Origin of the sequence: Erysipelatoclostridium sp. AM42-17, from assembly GCF_003480255.1 — a bacterium.
Classification (GTDB): Bacteria; Bacillota_I; Bacilli_A; order Erysipelotrichales; family Coprobacillaceae; genus Faecalibacillus.
The window spans coordinates 120,931-137,665 of the sequence record NZ_QUIN01000001.1 but is presented as its reverse complement, the minus strand read 5'-3'; the positions used below and the strand labels follow the sequence as shown (position 1 = coordinate 137,665).

Genomic DNA, 16,735 nt, shown 5'->3' with positions numbered 1-16,735 from the left:
TATAAATGGAGGTTCCGTTCAATATATCTTACTTCGCATAATGTATATTATGCCACTTATAAAAGTGGCATAACAAAAAGAAGAAGAGAAATCTTCTTCTATAATGATGCAATCATCGCAGTACTTATAAGGATAAATAAAATAGTACCAATAATACATAAAAATAACAAAAGTTTTATTTTATTTTTCTTGTAATTATTAAATAAAGCAATTACTCCTGATATCATTAATGCTGCAGCGATAATATAAAAAGTAATTAAAAGCACAGTTTGCTTCATAATTAAGCCAATTGCAAACATAAAACCAGCAATTATATAGGCTCCCATTGATAATAATAAAAGTTTATTAAATTCTTTTTTTTCCATTTATTGTACTCCATTAATCTAACATATTTAAAATTGATTTTCCGATACCATTATATGATACATTGAAGTTATCAGCAATTGTTGCGCCAATAATACCAAATGTATCCATGGTTGGTAGTTGACAAGGATTCTTAAATTCCTTGTTATAAATAATAAGTGGGACTTGTTCTCTAGTATGATCAGTTCCTTTATAAGTTGGATCATTGCCATGATCAGCTGTAATCATAACTAAATCATCAGAATTAATATATTTCATAAATTCAAATAATTGTTGATCAAATTTTTCAATAGCTTGTCCATATCCAATAGGATTTCTACGATGACCATACACTGCATCAAAATCGACTAAATTTAAAAACACCAAACCACAAAATGATTTTTTTGCTTCCATGATTAACTTGTCCATACCATCATCATTATTTATTGTTCTAATTGATTCATTAATTCCTTCGTTTACAAAAATATCAGATATTTTTCCTAATGCAATAACATGATATTGTGCATCATTTAAACTATTCAATACTGTTTTGGAAAATGGTTTAAGTGCATAATCATGCCTATTAGAAGTTCTTTTAAAAGTTCCCTTCCCTTTTCCTATGTATGGTCTAGCAATAATGCGACCGACTTTATAGCGGTCATCCATTGCTATTTCTCTTGCTATTTGACATGCATCATAAAGTTCATTTAAAGGAATAATATCTTCATGCGCAGCTATTTGGAAAACTGAATCTGATGAAGTGTATACAATCCAATCGCCTGTTTTCATTTGATGTTCACCATATACATCTAGAATTTCAGTTCCACTTGTCGCTATATTTCCTACACATTTTCTACCTGTCCTTTTTTCGAATTCTTCAATAAATTCTTTTGGAAATCCTGTATCAGTAAAAGTAACAAAGGGCTTTGTAATTTTTAATCCCATCATTTCCCAATGGCCTGTAATTGTATCTTTTCCATTAGATGCTTCATTGAGTTTTAAGGAATAACCTAATTGATTATGTAGTGGGTAAATTCCCTTAAATTGGCCCAATGATCCTAATCCTAACCCTTCTAGGTAAGGTACATTCAATCCATTATTTCTTTCACAGATATGTTTTAATGTATTAGCACCAACATCATCATAATCTTTGGCATCTAATGCATTTCCAATGCCAAGTGAATCCATCACGATTAAAAATATTCTTTTGTATTTCATAAAATCAATCTCCTTTTTTAAATAATTTATTGTAGTCTTCTTTTAATTTTGAATTTGAAACATGTGTATAAATTGTTGTTGTTGATATATCACTATGTCCTAATAATTCCTGAATTGAACGTAAATCAGCCCCATTTTCAAGTAAATGGGTAGCATAACTATGTCTTAAAGTATGAGGTGATACATTTTTTGTTATGCCTGCTTCTTTTGCTATTTTTCTTAGTGTGTTATAAAATGATCTACGAGAAATCATTTGTTTTTTGTTGTTAAAAAAAAGTAATGGATTATCTTCAAATTGCAAAGAAGGATTACGATAATCAACTATATATTTATGAATAATTTGACTAACATAATTATTAATAGGCACAATCCGTTCTTTATCACCTTTTCCAATTACTTTTAAATCATTTTGATTAAGATTGATATCAGATAATTTAATTTGAATGAGTTCAGAAACACGAATTCCTGAAGCATATAATAGTTCAACCATTGCTCTATTTCTTGCAGATTTAAAATCTTTCATTTCAATGGAATCCAGCAAACGTGTAACTTCATCATAAGAAAGGACTACTGGTAAATGATCAGCTTGTTTAGGAAGATCAAAGTAAGACATCATATTTATCTCTACAAGTTGTTCTCTTTTTAAAAATTTGTAAAACATTCGTAGTGAAGTAATTTCTCTAGAAATTGTACTTTTTGCTAGATGATCTTCATGTTTTAAAAATAGCTGTACATGTTCGCGCTTCACATCATTTATAGATGTTATCTTGCATTCTGTTTCTATAAATTTAACGAATTTTGTTAAGTCTTGTTTGTAATTTTGTATTGTATTATGTCTTAGGCCCCTTTCAACAATTAAATATTGAAGAAAGTGATTAATTAGTTCTTGATTATTCATAAATACCTCTTTCATACCTTATATAAGGTATATTTTAATCACTATTGAAATAAATACAAGTAGAATACTCATTATATAATCATTTAAAAAATAATTAATTAATTCTTTAAAACGATAATTTTCTTGAAAAACAAAATTTAGTAAGAATGTCTGTAGAGAGAATCTTATGCTATAAAAAGAAGTAACATAAGTGATGAGTAATTCAAGGATAATCTGAGGAATAATTATAACAAATATTAAATATAAATTAAGTTGAATCGTTCCTATTTTTGCCAAACTATAAATAATTGCAAGAATTCGATAAGTTATCAAAAGACAAGTAAATGGTATACCCAAATAACTTGTGGCAAATATAGTTAAAAGAATTATGTAGCCTATTGTATGAACTAAATAGAGCTGATAATGATGATTATTAGAAATAAATATAGGCTCATATAAATAATTTAATAAATTCCCGTTATTATTAAATAAAAAATATATGGCAAACAAGATAGAAAATATAATCATTAAGATAATAAACTGATGTATATATAAGATTAATTTATTTTTTTTAAAAGACATCACAAGTTTACCTCCCAGTAAACATTATGATGTCTTTTTATAATTTATTCGGTAATTATTTTCTTTTTAAAGTATCTGCAACAGTTTTTAAATTTAAATGATGTTCTTTATTTAATTTATGAATAAAATCACGGGTTGTATTTTCTTTTTTTTTAATTTGTTGATGATCAAATAAGGAAATTTGTACAATTTGATCATTGATATTAATTGTATTGTTTAAAGATATACCTAATAATCTTACAGGCTGGCCGTTATAATTTGAATCAAAAAGATATTTAGCTGTAGATATTATTGATTCATAATCATTAATATAATCCTGAAGAATAGTTTGTCTAGAAACAGTGTCAAAACGACTATATTTAATTGTAATACTGACTGAGTTAGAAACAAGATTGTTTTTTTTAGCCCGCAATGATACTCTTTTTGCTAGATGATTAAGAATTTCATATAATTGATCAGTATCATTACTATCATATTGTAAAGTAGTAGAATGTCCTACTGATTTTAAATCATCACGATTAACATGGACCTTTTGATTGTCAATACCATTTGCTTTACGATATAAAATAAGTGCGTATTTCCCAGCTACAGTTCTTAATTTGTTATAATTTTTATATTGGGCAATATCACCAATTGTATTAATGCCCACCTTCTTTAATTTAGGTACTGTCTTTTTTCCGACTCCATACATATCAGAAATATCAAGAGGCCACATTAACTCTTTAAGGTTATATTTAGTCAATATAGTTATTCCCATTGGTTTTTTCATATCACTGGCCATTTTTGCTAAAAATTTATTAGGTGCTATTCCAATAGAACACTTGAGCTTGAGTGATTGATAAACATGATTTTGAATTTTTAAAGCAAGATCATAAGGTTGACATTGATTTATTCTAATATAATCTGTCATATCGACATAACATTCATCTATACTTGCAATTTCAATAATAGAACTATATGTTCTAATTATTGTAAAAAAATCATTAGAAAGTCGTCGGTACAAGTCAAAATTAACAGGTTTTATAATCAAATTCTTACATAATTGTTTAGCCTGAAAAAGTGGCATAGCAGAATGAATGCCATATTTTCTGGCTTCATATGATGCGGTGGAAACAATACTTCTTCTGTTCATTCCTGAGATGACAACCGGTTTTCCTATAAGCGAGGGATCAACTGATGCTTCAGCACTTGCATAAAATGCATTTAAATCGATATGAAATATAATTTGCAAGATTCATCCCCTACTTTCTATACATTATTTTATAAATAATGATGTTTATTTGCAAGAGCTGTTTTGTGAGCTAGACGTAACTTATCTGCAATCATTGCGATGAATTCGGAATTTGTTGGTTTTGATTTAGAGGCACTCACTGTATAACCAAATATATCATCAATAGCTTCTGTATTACCTCGGTTCCAAGCAACCTCTATTGCATGACGAATAGCTCTTTCGACACGGGAAGATGTAGTATTATATTTACGAGCAATATCAGGATATAATACTTTTGTTACTTGCCCTAATATTTCAATATTATAGTATGTAGTCATGATAGCTGTTCGTAAATACATATATCCTTTAATATGAGCAGGAATGCCTACTTCATGTAATATTTCAGTAATTTCATTTTCAATCTTAATTTTTTGATATTTTTTATTTTCTGATTCCATATCAACAGAATGTTGATTTTGGTTAATCATAATTTTCTTTAAAGTAGACATAAAGTACTGAAAATCAAAAGGTTGTTTAAAACAATAACTTACATTTAATTTTTCTAAAGCATCACAAATAATAAGATTTGTAAAATTTGTCATGCAGACAACTTTTTTATATGCATTTTTATTTATTGCATTAATACGTTCCAATACACCAATTCCATCTAATTGAGAAGTCATGAGATCTATAATAAACAAATCGTACTGATTTTTACTTAAATGATTTATACATTCTAAGGCATTGGTACAAGATGTGACACTTAAGAATAATTCATCTTCTTCTATTGTTTTTTTTATTTTGTCCAATAATTCTTTATTTTCTTCTAATAAATACACTTTATATTTTTCCATAATTTTCCTCCGTTTTTCTCTTACCAACAAAAACATTATATAAATTCTCATAATTATTTTTTATAGATAATAAAAAAACGTTACTGTATTATGGAAAAACGTAATTAATATTTTCGTATTATAAAAATATTCTGACATTTATTTCATATTAAAGGTATTTTTTGTCAAAATGAAAAGAAATGACAGAGTCATTTCTTTTCTTCATTATTAATCATCCAGTCAATATACACACCATATCCTATTACAGGATTACTTGAATTAGCATGTGTTACACAGCCTATTAATTTACCATTTTGAATAATCGGAGAACCACTCATTCCTTGGATAATACCTCCAGTTTGATGAAGAATATTTTGATCTATAAGTTTAAATTGTATTCCTTTTTCTTGAGGGACAGACTGTTTTTGCAAGTAAGTGATTTCTATTTCACATTTCGTTACTTTATTATCATTAAGCGATGTAAGAAAGTAAGCATTTCCTAATTTGACATCTTCCATTGAGGATGTCTCGATTTTATTGGAATCTGACATTGGAATTTCGTATTGTCCAAAAATACCAAAATCATTATTTTGTAAAACTGTCCCTATTTTAGATTGACCAATTTTCCCGTTTTTTTGTCCAATTTGATCTTTTTGACTTTTCTTAATAGAATGAACAGAAGCTTGATAAATAGTCCCGTTATTGAGTTGGATACCGTGATCATTCATTTCATGACCTAAGCAGGCAAATTGACGAGTGTGAGGGTTGTAATATGTCATCGTTCCTAATCCACTTAATGCATCTTTTACATATAAACCGGAATTAAATTCATTTTGATGACGTTGTATTAAAAGTGTTTTATTTAATTCAACTTGATTTCTCAATAATGTTATTTGGTAATGATCTTGGTTGTCTTCAAATACTTTTGTTAATGATTCAATATTTTCTATTTTTTTTCCATTAACTTTTGTAATCAAATCCAACACTTTGAAATCATAATCTAATGGATTATATTTTTTTCCATCAATTTCAATATCATAACCTCCAGTTATTAAGACACCATTATAATTGAGAACTACCCCTACTGATTCACCACCTAGATAGACATCTAATCCAAATATTGACGTAATATTTATAATGATTAATAATAGAACAATTAAGGAAACTGTTAGCTTTTTTAAAAGCATAGACACCTCCTTTTTGTAGCATGGCTACAATATATTTTGGCATCTATGCTTTTATTTATACGCTATTTTGTTTTAATTTACGAGCATGATTTAATGATTCTTCTGTAACATCTTTACCAGAAATCATTTTTGCAATTTCATGAATACTTTTTTCTTGTGATAGTTCATGGATCGTTACAGTTGTTTGATCTTTATTAGCATTTTTTTCAATTGACAAATGATGATCTGCAAAAGCAGCAACTTGCGCTAAATGAGTAATACATATAACTTGTTGTTTTTTTGAAATTTCATGCATAATCTTACCGATACTTTCAGCTACTTTGCCACTTACACCGGTATCAGCTTCATCAAAAATCATCGTTTCAATAGAAGTAAACTGATTACATACAGTTTTAATAGCAAGCATGATCCGTGATAATTCACCACCTGAAGCTATTTTGTGTAATGGTTGTAAATCTTGCCCTGGATTAGTAGAAATCATCATTGTGACATTGTCTATACCGTTTTGAGAGAGTTCTACTTGGTCAAATTGAAAGTCAAAACGTACATTTTCAAGATATAATTTTTTTAGGATGCTACTTACTAAATCGACAAATTGATGAGCATATTTTTTTCTTATATCTGACATTTGTTGAGCTTCTTTTTGACTTTGTTTAGTAAGTTCTGTAATTTCATTATTTAAATTAATAAGAATTTGATCTCTATCATGAAAATGATCAATTTTTTCTTGAATTTCATTTTTGCTTTTTTTAATAGATTCAATATCTTGTCCATATTTTCTTTTAAGTTTATTTAAAGTAAATAATGTTTCTTGGATTTCATTAATATAGTTTTCATCAAAATTAAATTCTTGGTAGTAGTTATTTAAATTATCATTTGCATCTATCAAATTGTAGTATAAATCATATATTTTGCTATAGAAGTTTTCAAAATGAGAATCATCTGTTAAGTATTGCAATTGGTCTAAAGCGTTCTTTAATTGACTTATTGCACCCTGATATCCATCAACGTATTCATTATATTGATCCATTCTTTGTTTTGTTTTCTCATAATTTTGTATTCTTTGCTTTTCTTTTAATAAATATTCTTCATCAATGTTTTCTAAATCAATTTCATTAATTTCATTAATTTGTGTTCGATAAAAATCAAGTTGTTCGTCACTGAGAACTTCATTTTCTAAAGTATTTTTTTTCTTTTTTAAAGATACTAGCTGATGATAATGATTAATATATTGATTATATATTTCATTTATTTTCTTACCAATAAATTGATCTAAAATAGCCAAATGAGTTTGAGGGTTAAATAATTGATGGGTATCAAATTGATTATGAATATCTATAATATAAGGAATCAACTTTTTAATTACACTTTGGGAAACAGTGCGATAATTGAGTTTCATAGATGCCTTCCCATCATCTTTTATTGTTTTAGAAACCACAATTTCTTCATCTAATTGCAAATCGTAAATTTCAAATTCTTTAGTAAGTTCTAAAGTAGGATGATTTAGAGAAAAAACACCTTCAATAAATGCTTTTTTAGATCCTTTTTTTACAAGGCTTGTTTGACTGCGTTCACCAAGTAATTGTCCAATGGCATCAATAATGATAGATTTTCCAGCACCAGTTTCTCCTGTCAATACAGTCATACTTTCAGAAAAATCTATTGTTAAACGATCGATAATTGCAAAATTTTCAATATATAAACTATTAAGCATATTCTCACCTATCCTTTAAAGCATAAATGTGCTTCATCAACAATTGTCTGAATATCAATACTATTATTATTTTCTCCATCAAAAACAAAATGGGCTAGAAATTCAATATTACCATGTCCCCCAGTAATAGGTGAAAAAGAAAGGTCTTGTAAAAATAAATGATCAGCATTTGCATAAGATAAAACATTTTCAATAACTCTAGTATGTACATTTTTATCTTTAATAATTCCATTTTTTCCAACATCGTCTCTTCCTGCTTCAAATTGAGGTTTAATTAATGCAATGACATGATCACCTGAGGATAATATATCTTTTAAAGCGTTAAATATATGTTTTAAAGAAATGAATGAAACATCAATAGTAGCAATTGATGGAATTCCTGATTTAAAAAGATCTTTTGTAGCATATCTAAAATTAGTTTGTTCTTTTACAATAACACGAGGATCGTTTCGTAATTTCCATACTAATTGATTTGTTCCAACATCAACTGCATAAACTAATTTAGCTCCGTTTTGCAAAGCACAATCTGTAAAACCACCAGTTGATGAACCGATATCTACCATAATACAATCGTTCAAATTAATGTTGAATTCTTTAATTGCTTTTTCTAGTTTTAAACCGCCTCGTGAAACATAAGGTAAAATGTCTCCCTTTACATGTAAATTAGAATCTACAGGTATTTTCGTTCCAGGTTTATCAATAATGTCATAGTCATCGTGGACAATACCTGCCATGATTGCTCTTTTTGCCTTTTCTCGCGAGTCAAAAAAACCTTGTTCGACTAATAATACATCAATTCTTTCTTTCTTCATGAAGAACCTCCTTACAACATTGTAAAACACTATCTAAGTCTATTTTTTCTTCTCGATATATATCATCAAGAGAGCCTTGAGGAGAATAATGATCATCGATTGCAATATGTTTGAATTTTTTAGAAATACCATAATCATTACAAAAAGATGCTATATGTTCTCCTAAAGATCCTAATTTTAAATCAGTTTCATATACAATGACAGGTTTATCATCATTCATTACTGATTTAAGAATATTTTGGTCTAACGGTTTAATAAAACGTGCATTAACAACTCTTATTTTAAAACTTTGTTGTTGTAAAGTTAAAATGCGATCAACATTATCCCCATAACAAATTATAGTTATATCATAGTTTTCTTTTACACCTTCAATAGTCCATGAGCCTATTTGAATAGTGTCATTTAAATTTAGTATGCAATTTTCAACTTTACCTCTTGGAATACGAACAACATATGGATGATAAAAATTCATAAATACTGTATTTATGTATAATTTTGCTTCTTTAGCATCTTTAGGAGCAAAAATAACTATATGAGGTAATGGCGTTAAAATAGATAAATCGAAAACACCATGGTGTGTAGGACCATCACTGCCTACAATTCCTGCACGATCAACAGCAATTAAACAAGGTAAATTCATTCTTGTTATATCATGATTTATTTGATCATATGCACGTTGAATAAATGATGAATAGACAGATATAAATGGCTTTTTTCTACTGATTGATAAACCGGCAGTAAAAGTTAGTGCATGTTCTTCAGCAATACCTACATCAAAGCTTCTTTGTGGATAATGTTGAAAAATTGATTGTAAAGCAGAACCATTAATCATTGCTGGTGTGATTGCAACAATATCTTTATCTTTTTCCATCCATTTTTCTACATGATCTGCTAGAACTTGAGACCAACTTATCTTGGAACTAGGCGATGTTTTACTTGATCCATCACTAATATTAAACGGTTCAGTTCCATGCCATTTGCCTGCTTTATCATTTTCTGCTGGTAAATATCCTTTCCCTTTTTTAGTAATAACATGAACAACTACACTTTTATCAGAGATTTTTGCAATATTAAACACTCGAATGAGTTCACTTATATTATGTCCATCAACCGGACCCAAATAATCAATTCCAAAATCTTCAAAAATCGTATCATCAATTAAACCGTGTTTAATAAAATCTTTTATAGATTTAGAAATTTGATAAATAAATGTTCCTATTTTTCCTTTACTAAGTGCATTTTTGTAATCATCCTTAAAATGATGATAAGTATCACTTAACCTAATTGTTGATAAAAAATTATTAAACCCACCAATACTTTTAGTAATAGCCATTTGGTTATCATTAAGAATTATGATTACTTTATTTTCAATAGACCCTAAATGATTAAGTGCTTCTAAAGATTCACCACCAACCATTGCTCCATCGCCAATAACAGGAACAACATGATAACTGTCATGATTTAAATCTCGAGCAACTGCCATCGCAACTGCTGCTGATAATGCAGTTGATGAATGCCCTGCTTCCCAAACATCATGTGGACTTTCACACCTTTTTTGAAAGCCTGACAAACCATGGTATTTTCTAAGCGTGTCAAATTCATTAGCACGCCCCGTTAATATTTTGTGTACATATGCTTGATGCCCTACATCAAAGAAAATTTTATCTGTAGGAGAGTTAAAAACATAATGTAAAGCAATAGTTAATTCTACAATACCTAAATTACTTGATAGATGTCCTCCTGTACGGGAAACAGATTGAATAATAAATTGACGTATATCATTAGCCAAATCATTTAATTGTTCATTGTTGAGGTCCTTTAAAAACAATGGATCTTTAATATTTTTTACATCCACGTATTATCTCACTCTTTTCCTTATTTTTTCAAATATACATAACATTAATCCGTGATTAATTCTTAATGAGTACAATAACTGTATAGCTTCATTGAACAACTGATCTACTAATTCCTGACATTTTTCAATACCATAAAGAGAAACATAAGTCACTTTATGATTTTGAAGGTCACTACCTGTTTTTTTACCTATGATTTTTTCATCACCGATTACATCTAAAACATCATCTTGAATTTGGAAAGCTAACCCAATTTTGAAGCCTATTTTTTCCCAAACAGCTTGGTCTTTTTCATTTGCAATAATAGCTGCCATTTTTAATGAGCAACTAAGAAGTTTTCCTGTTTTATAATGATGTATTTTCCTTAATGTATCTATGTCTATTTCTTTGTTTTCATTTTCAATGTCTAGTTGTTGTCCATAAATCATACCATTTAATCCACTGGATTGATAAAGGCATTTAATGAGTTTAATTGTTTTATTATCATCTAAGTGAGCATCAATAATAATATTAACTGCTTCATTAAGCAAAGCATCACCTGCAAGTATGGCTGTTGCTTCATCAAATTGTTTATGACAAGTAGGCTTGCCCCTTCTTAAATCATCATTATCCATTCCAGGAAGATCATCATGTATAAGAGAATAAGTGTGAATCATTTCCAAGGCACAAGCAATATCTATATAGGGATGATAATTTATATCGTAACTTTTTAACGCAAGTAGCATTAAAGTAGGTCTTATTCTTTTGCCACCAGCGTTTAATGAATAATACATTGCTTTTTTTGTTTGACAATCAGGATAAGTGTCTAAAATATGACTTAATCTTTCATTGATTTCATTAAGCATTGTTTCCATTTTTTTGCTCCTCAATATTAAAATCTTCTAAATGTCCATCAACTAGTATTTTAGCAACTTTATCTTCCACACTGGCCAGTTTATCTGAACATAATTTTGATAATTTGATTCCTTCTTGGAATAATTCAACACTTTGATCAAGTGATGTATTTTCATTTTCTAAAAGATGAATAATTTCTTCTAATCGCTTTATAGCTTTTTCGTAACTTAAATTATTTTCCATTTACTTTTCCCCCTACTTAATTTGTGCCTTACAATGACCATCTTTAAGATGTATTTCAATTTCATCATGAGGTTTTAATTGATGAATACTATTAATATTTTTATTATCTTTTAATACAATTGAGTACCCTCGTTCTAATGTTTTTAAAGGACTCAATGCATTTAACTTAGAAACTGTGTAGTAAAATTGCTCTTGTCGATGTTTAAATGATTGTTTCATACTATTATTTAACCTGTCATTTATTGAATCTAACTGATTATGCATTTTAAGTGATAATAGTTCAGAAAGATGAATAAATGATTTTTGAGATTGATAGTATAAATTTTTTTGTGATAACAACATATATTTAAAAGAATTTAAAAGTTTATCTTGATATAAAACAATTTGATTATGATAATCGGCAAATAACTTCTCAGGATTTTTAAATAAATAAAAAGACTTGATTTGCTCAATTTGTTTTTTATTAACAGATATAATATGATTCATAAGCTGTTTAAGATTATATTGGTAATAAGCAACATTTTTTTCTAATTCTTTTATATCTGGTGTTGCAGCCATAGCGGCATATGTTGGTGTTGCGGTTCTTAAATCACTAACAAAATCACAAATAGTAAAATCTATTTCATGACCTACTCCAGAAATAATAGGTGTTTGACATTGATATATCGTACGTGCTAGATCCTCTTCATTAAAATTCCATAGTTGTTCAATTGTTCCGCCACCTCGTGCGATAATAATTGTATGTAACTTTAGCGTATCAACATAACGAAGAGTCTTCATTATTTCTTTATAAGCGTCTTTCCCTTGTACAGGTATTGGGAAAATAACGATCCTTACAATAGGAAATCTTGATTTGATAGTTCTTACAACATCCATCAATGCCGCACTGGGATATGATGACAGAACAGCTATTTTTGTTGGAAATGAAGGAATTGACTTTTTATGTCCTTCATCAAACAAGCCTTCTTTGGCTAACTTTTGTTTTAACTGCTCAAATTGTAAAAAAAGGGCTCCCACACCTTCCAATTCTACGTTTTTTACAATGAGTTGACATTCACCACTAATTTGGTAAACAGATGTATTAGCTTCAACATAAACTTTATCACCATCTTTTAATGATATTTTTAACTTTTTTGCATTTGAAGCAAACATCACTGCCTTAATACTTGCAGTTTCATCTTTCAAAGTAAAGTAGACGTGCCCTGATCGATGGTACCTCAAATTTGAGATTTCGCCCTTTATCATGATTGACTGTAACTGAATATCTTGATCTATTTTAGCTTTAAGATAACGATTTAGCGCAGATACAGTCACATATTTTCTATCCAATGTTGTTTAAAATTCCATTAATAAATTTGTAAGAATCATCGTCACAATATTTTTTTGTTAATTCGACCGCTTCATTAATGACAACACTTTTATTTTCTGTTTGTAATTCATCTACAGCAACCAATAAAATAGCTAATTCCATTTTTGATAAACGCTGAATAGTCCATCCTTTTTTTAAATGTGGTTTGATTTTATTAACATATTCATCATAATGATCAATTGTGCTATTAATTCGTTCTTTACATAATTTTAACTCTTCTTCATTATTTTTAAATGTATTATCATTAAGCAAAAATGCATCAATTTCATCATTGTTTACTTGTGTTAATAAATATTGATAAACGGCAATAATTGCCTTTTCTCTAATTACTTTTTTTCTTACTTTATTCATTTTATCCTACCTTCCAAAATATATGAATATTTTACCATATTTTATCTATAAATTAAACAATCTCATCGATAAAAAAAGAACTGCCTTTTGGCAATTCTTAGAATTTAATATCATTAACATTTACGTTAACTTTTACATTTCTAAATCCCATCATTTCATCAATTGCATTAATAATATTATTTTGAATTTTATTTACTGTTTTACCTACATTAACACCATAATTAACAACCACATTAGCTTGAATAATTACTTGATTATGATCATTAATTTTAACAGTTAAAGAATCTTTGATTCCAGGAATCATATTTTTTGTTCCACCTTCAAAATCAACACCTTCAATATCATTAATAACATTAACTGCAGTTAAATGAAAAGCATTAGTTGAAATATGACGTTCACCTAAATTATTTTTATTTTCAATTGTATAATATTCTTGACTCATAAACATTGCTCCTTTATATACATATTTTATATAAAATAAGCAAAATATTCAAGTTACTCAGTAATAAATTTTACCTCTATTTCATATTCAGTCCCCATTTGTTCGTTAATCAACTTAATAATACGACTTGCATCTTTACTTGTTGCCTGTTTTTTATTTACAACTACTTTTATACAGGTATCTTTTATTTCTACATAAGCTTCCTTATAACCGTTATTTTGAATGATAGTAACTAATTCTTTTTCTTTAGCAATTATTTCTTTTGTTTTGGCAATTTGATTTAAAGCACTATTAATTTGTGATTGTTTTGATTTTGAAGAGGCAATAATATCATTATTTTCGTTAATCAATGATTGTCTGGTATCATTTAGATTTTGTTGCATCGAAGCAATTGTAGACAATGTTGAGGATGATGTTGATACGTGTTGATCATCTTGAGGAGGAATAATAATATAATAGACTGATAAAACTAAAATCAAACAAAATAAAGATAAAAATGTGATGGCTTGTTTATTCATATGTGACCTCCTAATCTATCATATGAATAAATGAATAAAATATGAAAAAAAGCGCTATAATCTAGCGCTTATGCTCTACCTTGATATTTACCATCTACTGTATTAACAACAACTTCTTCTCCTTCACTAATAAATAAAGGAACTTTGATTTGGAAACCTGTTTCAATTGTTGCACTTTTAGTAGCACTTGTTGCAGTATCTCCTCTTACGGCTGGTTCAGTTTCTATAACTTTAAATGGTTTATTAATTGGTAAAGCAACTCCTAATACTTCACCTTCAAAACTTGTTACTTCTACCTCATCACTTTCTTTTAAGAAGTTTAATTCCCATTTTAAATTATCTGCAGGAATCTCAATTTGATCATAAGTTTCATTATCCATAAAAACTAATGCATCCCCTGTATTATATAGGTACTGCATTTTGTTTTTATCTATTTGAGCTCTTTGTACTTTGTCATTCCCACCAAAAGTCATTTCAGTAGTTGATCCTGTGCGCATATTTTTCATTTTAATTTTAATATTCGCAGCTGCACGTGCTGTTTTATTGTGAGAATAATCTAATACAGTATATAAATTACCTTCGTATTGAAAAGTTGTACCTGGTCTTAAATCACTAACGTTAATCATAATATTCTCCTTTACAATGATTTTTCTTATGCATTATAACAAAAATTCATTACAAAGTGAATAGTTTCATTTTGATTCATAGCTTATTTTATTTACTTTAAATTTGCTTTTATCTAGTGATATTTTCATTATCACATTAAAACCGCTTGTTTCTTCTACAGTTATTTCATACTCATCCCCCATATCATCAACTATGTATTTTACTATCTTATTATCCTCAATATATTCATCACTCAATAATAAACTATTTTTAACTTCATTTTTAAAATATGCGATAAGCGTCACTTCCAATATGCGTTGTTGATCAATTAATTCAATTCTTTTTATCGCTTTAGCTTGAATAATGCAGTAATTAAAAATCGTTAAAATATTAAAGGTAATAATAAAAAGCATGATAAGTGTTATTTGCAGTACCGTCCCCTTCTGGTTCGTCATAATCACTCCCTATTAAAAATGTACTTTGATGTTTTTTTGTAGTAAGAACAATATAGATCAAGTGATCTTTTTTATAAAAATTAACACTTTCGATATCATGACAATATATATAATGTCCAGGTGTCATAATTAATCTGTTTTTGGAATCTAAAAAGATAGAAACTTCTTCATCTTTTTCATTTTTAAAATTTAATTCACGCCCATATTGATAATCATATCCTGTTACGATATTTTGACTTAATATTTTCATAGCATTCTGTAATTTTGAGTCAATTATTTCTGGATTTTGGCTTTTATAAACAAACCCAATAATCGTTGCACTGTTTATTACAATCATTAAAGTAATAACCAATGACAATAAAACTTCAATTAACGTAAAACCGTATTCATCAGAGCATGGTAATCTTCTTGAATCCATAAATCTTTTTCCTTTTTTTCTTGAGATAACAGATAATGATCATATTGTTTAAATATGTTTGTATTTTGTTTATGACCTAAAACATAAAATGAAATAAGAAGTACAATACATGAGATAAAAATAGAAAAAGCGAGTAGTGTTTCAACAAGAGTAGCACCTTTATTCTTTAAAATAATAATCACCTGCCCCTAAATGAAAAACAATTGAATACACTTTATCGTGAAATCGCAAATTAATATGATTAGCTTGATTAATAGATCCATTTTGATTAAAGTATACTTTTTCTATATGTTCGAATGAATATTCATGAGGTAATACGTAACGATAGGTCTTATTATTATACGTATACGAAATTTTATTATAGTTAAATTCTAAATTAATCTGGATATGTTGTGTTAATGCAGTGTCTTTAGCTTCATCAATAATATTTGAGATATTATGTTTAACATTTTGATAAGAAACTTTTACTTCTTTTTTTGTATTATACAATGTGAAACTGGATAATATTAAAATTATAGACAATGTAAAAATGATTTCAATCATTGTAAATCCTTTATTTTGAGACATAAGCTTCTCCATCAGAGATTGAAATTGCTAACCCTGAAGGACAGATAGCTTGTTTTTCTTTTAAGTATGGATGAGCTCCTGATGTTAACTGTGACATTGATGTAGGTAACTCACCATGGTCGATTTCGTATAAAATGATTTGGGAATTGACAACTTCGATTTGAGCGTCGCAACTTTTTTCTTTGACTAATCTATTTTTTGATGTTACTTCAGGAATGACGAGAAGTAAAATAACTAAAATAACACTGATGCAAAAGATCATTTCAATTAATGTAAATCCTTGTTGGTGACGAACATGTTTCAT

At 28.1% G+C, this 16,735-nt stretch carries 20 protein-coding genes; all 20 read right to left on the bottom strand.

The annotated features are described in order from the left end of the window. Positions 1–98: 98 nt before the first annotated feature. On the bottom strand, positions 99–365 hold the full coding sequence (locus DW911_RS00725) for a hypothetical protein (RefSeq protein WP_118431011.1): 267 nt from the start codon (positions 363–365) through the stop codon (positions 99–101). A gap of 13 nt (positions 366–378) precedes the next feature. Further along, positions 379–1,560, bottom strand: a complete 1,182-nt coding sequence (deoB, locus tag DW911_RS00720; RefSeq protein WP_118607354.1) for a phosphopentomutase — start codon at positions 1,558–1,560, stop codon at positions 379–381. A gap of 4 nt (positions 1,561–1,564) precedes the next feature. Continuing rightward, entirely contained in the window at positions 1,565–2,458 is an 894-nt protein-coding gene (gene xerD, locus DW911_RS00715) for a site-specific tyrosine recombinase XerD (protein ID WP_118607353.1), read from the bottom strand. A gap of 616 nt (positions 2,459–3,074) precedes the next feature. Beyond that, positions 3,075–4,250, bottom strand: coding sequence for a DNA polymerase IV (locus tag DW911_RS00705; protein WP_118607352.1), 1,176 nt, complete (start codon positions 4,248–4,250; stop codon positions 3,075–3,077). Positions 4,251–4,279: 29 nt separating this feature from the next. Then, entirely contained in the window at positions 4,280–5,083 is an 804-nt protein-coding gene (spo0A, locus tag DW911_RS00700) for a sporulation transcription factor Spo0A (RefSeq protein WP_118431001.1), read from the bottom strand. Between the two features lie 188 nt (positions 5,084–5,271). Beyond that, positions 5,272–6,249 (bottom strand): SpoIVB peptidase S55 domain-containing protein, encoded by a 978-nt coding sequence (locus DW911_RS00695; protein ID WP_118430999.1) that lies wholly within the window; start codon positions 6,247–6,249, stop codon positions 5,272–5,274. A gap of 55 nt (positions 6,250–6,304) precedes the next feature. Continuing rightward, positions 6,305–7,963 (bottom strand): DNA repair protein RecN, encoded by a 1,659-nt coding sequence (gene recN, locus DW911_RS00690; RefSeq protein ID WP_118430997.1) that lies wholly within the window; start codon positions 7,961–7,963, stop codon positions 6,305–6,307. 8 nt (positions 7,964–7,971) lie between these two features. Then, the gene (locus DW911_RS00685; RefSeq protein WP_118607351.1) at positions 7,972–8,775 is read right to left on the bottom strand and encodes a TlyA family RNA methyltransferase; all 804 of its coding nucleotides are present in this window, start codon (positions 8,773–8,775) and stop codon (positions 7,972–7,974) included. Further along, positions 8,756–10,630 carry a 1-deoxy-D-xylulose-5-phosphate synthase gene (dxs, locus tag DW911_RS00680; protein WP_118430993.1) on the bottom strand — a complete coding sequence of 625 codons (1,875 nt, stop codon included), beginning with the start codon at positions 10,628–10,630 and terminating at the stop codon, positions 8,756–8,758. The genes DW911_RS00685 and dxs overlap by 20 nt, the downstream gene beginning before the upstream one ends. A 3-nt stretch (positions 10,631–10,633) precedes the next feature. After that, positions 10,634–11,482 (bottom strand): polyprenyl synthetase family protein, encoded by an 849-nt coding sequence (locus DW911_RS00675; protein WP_118430991.1) that lies wholly within the window; start codon positions 11,480–11,482, stop codon positions 10,634–10,636. After that, on the bottom strand, positions 11,466–11,705 hold the full coding sequence (gene xseB / locus DW911_RS00670) for an exodeoxyribonuclease VII small subunit (RefSeq protein WP_118430989.1): 240 nt from the start codon (positions 11,703–11,705) through the stop codon (positions 11,466–11,468). Before xseB ends, DW911_RS00675 begins: the two co-directional genes overlap by 17 nt. Positions 11,706–11,717: 12 nt before the next feature. Further along, positions 11,718–13,019, bottom strand: coding sequence for an exodeoxyribonuclease VII large subunit (gene xseA, locus DW911_RS00665; protein WP_233542977.1), 1,302 nt, complete (start codon positions 13,017–13,019; stop codon positions 11,718–11,720). A 7-nt stretch (positions 13,020–13,026) separates the two neighbouring features. After that, entirely contained in the window at positions 13,027–13,425 is a 399-nt protein-coding gene (gene nusB, locus DW911_RS00660) for a transcription antitermination factor NusB (RefSeq protein WP_118430985.1), read from the bottom strand. A 97-nt stretch (positions 13,426–13,522) separates the two neighbouring features. Then, a complete protein-coding gene (locus DW911_RS00655) occupies positions 13,523–13,867 on the bottom strand; it encodes an Asp23/Gls24 family envelope stress response protein (RefSeq protein WP_158568141.1) in 345 nt (114 codons plus the stop codon). A gap of 53 nt (positions 13,868–13,920) precedes the next feature. Further along, a complete protein-coding gene (locus DW911_RS00650; RefSeq protein WP_118430981.1) occupies positions 13,921–14,385 on the bottom strand; it encodes a SpoIIIAH-like family protein in 465 nt (154 codons plus the stop codon). A gap of 68 nt (positions 14,386–14,453) precedes the next feature. After that, entirely contained in the window at positions 14,454–15,011 is a 558-nt protein-coding gene (gene efp, locus DW911_RS00645) for an elongation factor P (protein WP_118430979.1), read from the bottom strand. A 66-nt stretch (positions 15,012–15,077) separates the two neighbouring features. Next, positions 15,078–15,404, bottom strand: a complete 327-nt coding sequence (locus DW911_RS00640; RefSeq protein ID WP_118430977.1) for a hypothetical protein — start codon at positions 15,402–15,404, stop codon at positions 15,078–15,080. Then, positions 15,382–15,864 carry a prepilin-type N-terminal cleavage/methylation domain-containing protein gene (locus DW911_RS00635; protein ID WP_118430975.1) on the bottom strand — a complete coding sequence of 161 codons (483 nt, stop codon included), beginning with the start codon at positions 15,862–15,864 and terminating at the stop codon, positions 15,382–15,384. The genes DW911_RS00640 and DW911_RS00635 overlap by 23 nt, the downstream gene beginning before the upstream one ends. Positions 15,865–16,023: 159 nt before the next feature. Then, the gene (locus DW911_RS00625; protein WP_158568139.1) at positions 16,024–16,431 is read right to left on the bottom strand and encodes a type II secretion system protein; all 408 of its coding nucleotides are present in this window, start codon (positions 16,429–16,431) and stop codon (positions 16,024–16,026) included. Beyond that, a complete protein-coding gene (locus tag DW911_RS00620; RefSeq protein ID WP_118430972.1) occupies positions 16,418–16,735 on the bottom strand; it encodes a competence type IV pilus major pilin ComGC in 318 nt (105 codons plus the stop codon). The genes DW911_RS00625 and DW911_RS00620 overlap by 14 nt, the downstream gene beginning before the upstream one ends.

What these genes read in the sequence shown, in the direction of transcription:
- DW911_RS00725 (WP_118431011.1), bottom strand. Translation starts at nt 365, where the DNA reads ATGGAAAAAAAAGAATTTAATAAACTTTTATTATTATCAATGGGAGCC.
- deoB (WP_118607354.1), bottom strand. Translation starts at nt 1,560, where the DNA reads ATGAAATACAAAAGAATATTTTTAATCGTGATGGATTCACTTGGCATT.
- xerD (WP_118607353.1), bottom strand. Translation starts at nt 2,458, where the DNA reads ATGAATAATCAAGAACTAATTAATCACTTTCTTCAATATTTAATTGTT.
- spo0A (WP_118431001.1), bottom strand. Translation starts at nt 5,083, where the DNA reads ATGGAAAAATATAAAGTGTATTTATTAGAAGAAAATAAAGAATTATTG.
- DW911_RS00695 (WP_118430999.1), bottom strand. Translation starts at nt 6,249, where the DNA reads ATGCTTTTAAAAAAGCTAACAGTTTCCTTAATTGTTCTATTATTAATC.
- recN (WP_118430997.1), bottom strand. Translation starts at nt 7,963, where the DNA reads ATGCTTAATAGTTTATATATTGAAAATTTTGCAATTATCGATCGTTTA.
- DW911_RS00685 (WP_118607351.1), bottom strand. Translation starts at nt 8,775, where the DNA reads ATGAAGAAAGAAAGAATTGATGTATTATTAGTCGAACAAGGTTTTTTT.
- DW911_RS00675 (WP_118430991.1), bottom strand. Translation starts at nt 11,482, where the DNA reads ATGGAAACAATGCTTAATGAAATCAATGAAAGATTAAGTCATATTTTA.
- xseB (WP_118430989.1), bottom strand. Translation starts at nt 11,705, where the DNA reads ATGGAAAATAATTTAAGTTACGAAAAAGCTATAAAGCGATTAGAAGAA.
- nusB (WP_118430985.1), bottom strand. Translation starts at nt 13,425, where the DNA reads ATGAATAAAGTAAGAAAAAAAGTAATTAGAGAAAAGGCAATTATTGCC.
- DW911_RS00655 (WP_158568141.1), bottom strand. Translation starts at nt 13,867, where the DNA reads ATGAGTCAAGAATATTATACAATTGAAAATAAAAATAATTTAGGTGAA.
- DW911_RS00650 (WP_118430981.1), bottom strand. Translation starts at nt 14,385, where the DNA reads ATGAATAAACAAGCCATCACATTTTTATCTTTATTTTGTTTGATTTTA.
- efp (WP_118430979.1), bottom strand. Translation starts at nt 15,011, where the DNA reads ATGATTAACGTTAGTGATTTAAGACCAGGTACAACTTTTCAATACGAA.
- DW911_RS00640 (WP_118430977.1), bottom strand. Translation starts at nt 15,404, where the DNA reads ATGCTTTTTATTATTACCTTTAATATTTTAACGATTTTTAATTACTGC.
- DW911_RS00635 (WP_118430975.1), bottom strand. Translation starts at nt 15,864, where the DNA reads ATGGATTCAAGAAGATTACCATGCTCTGATGAATACGGTTTTACGTTA.
- DW911_RS00625 (WP_158568139.1), bottom strand. Translation starts at nt 16,431, where the DNA reads ATGTCTCAAAATAAAGGATTTACAATGATTGAAATCATTTTTACATTG.
- DW911_RS00620 (WP_118430972.1), bottom strand. Translation starts at nt 16,735, where the DNA reads ATGAAACATGTTCGTCACCAACAAGGATTTACATTAATTGAAATGATC.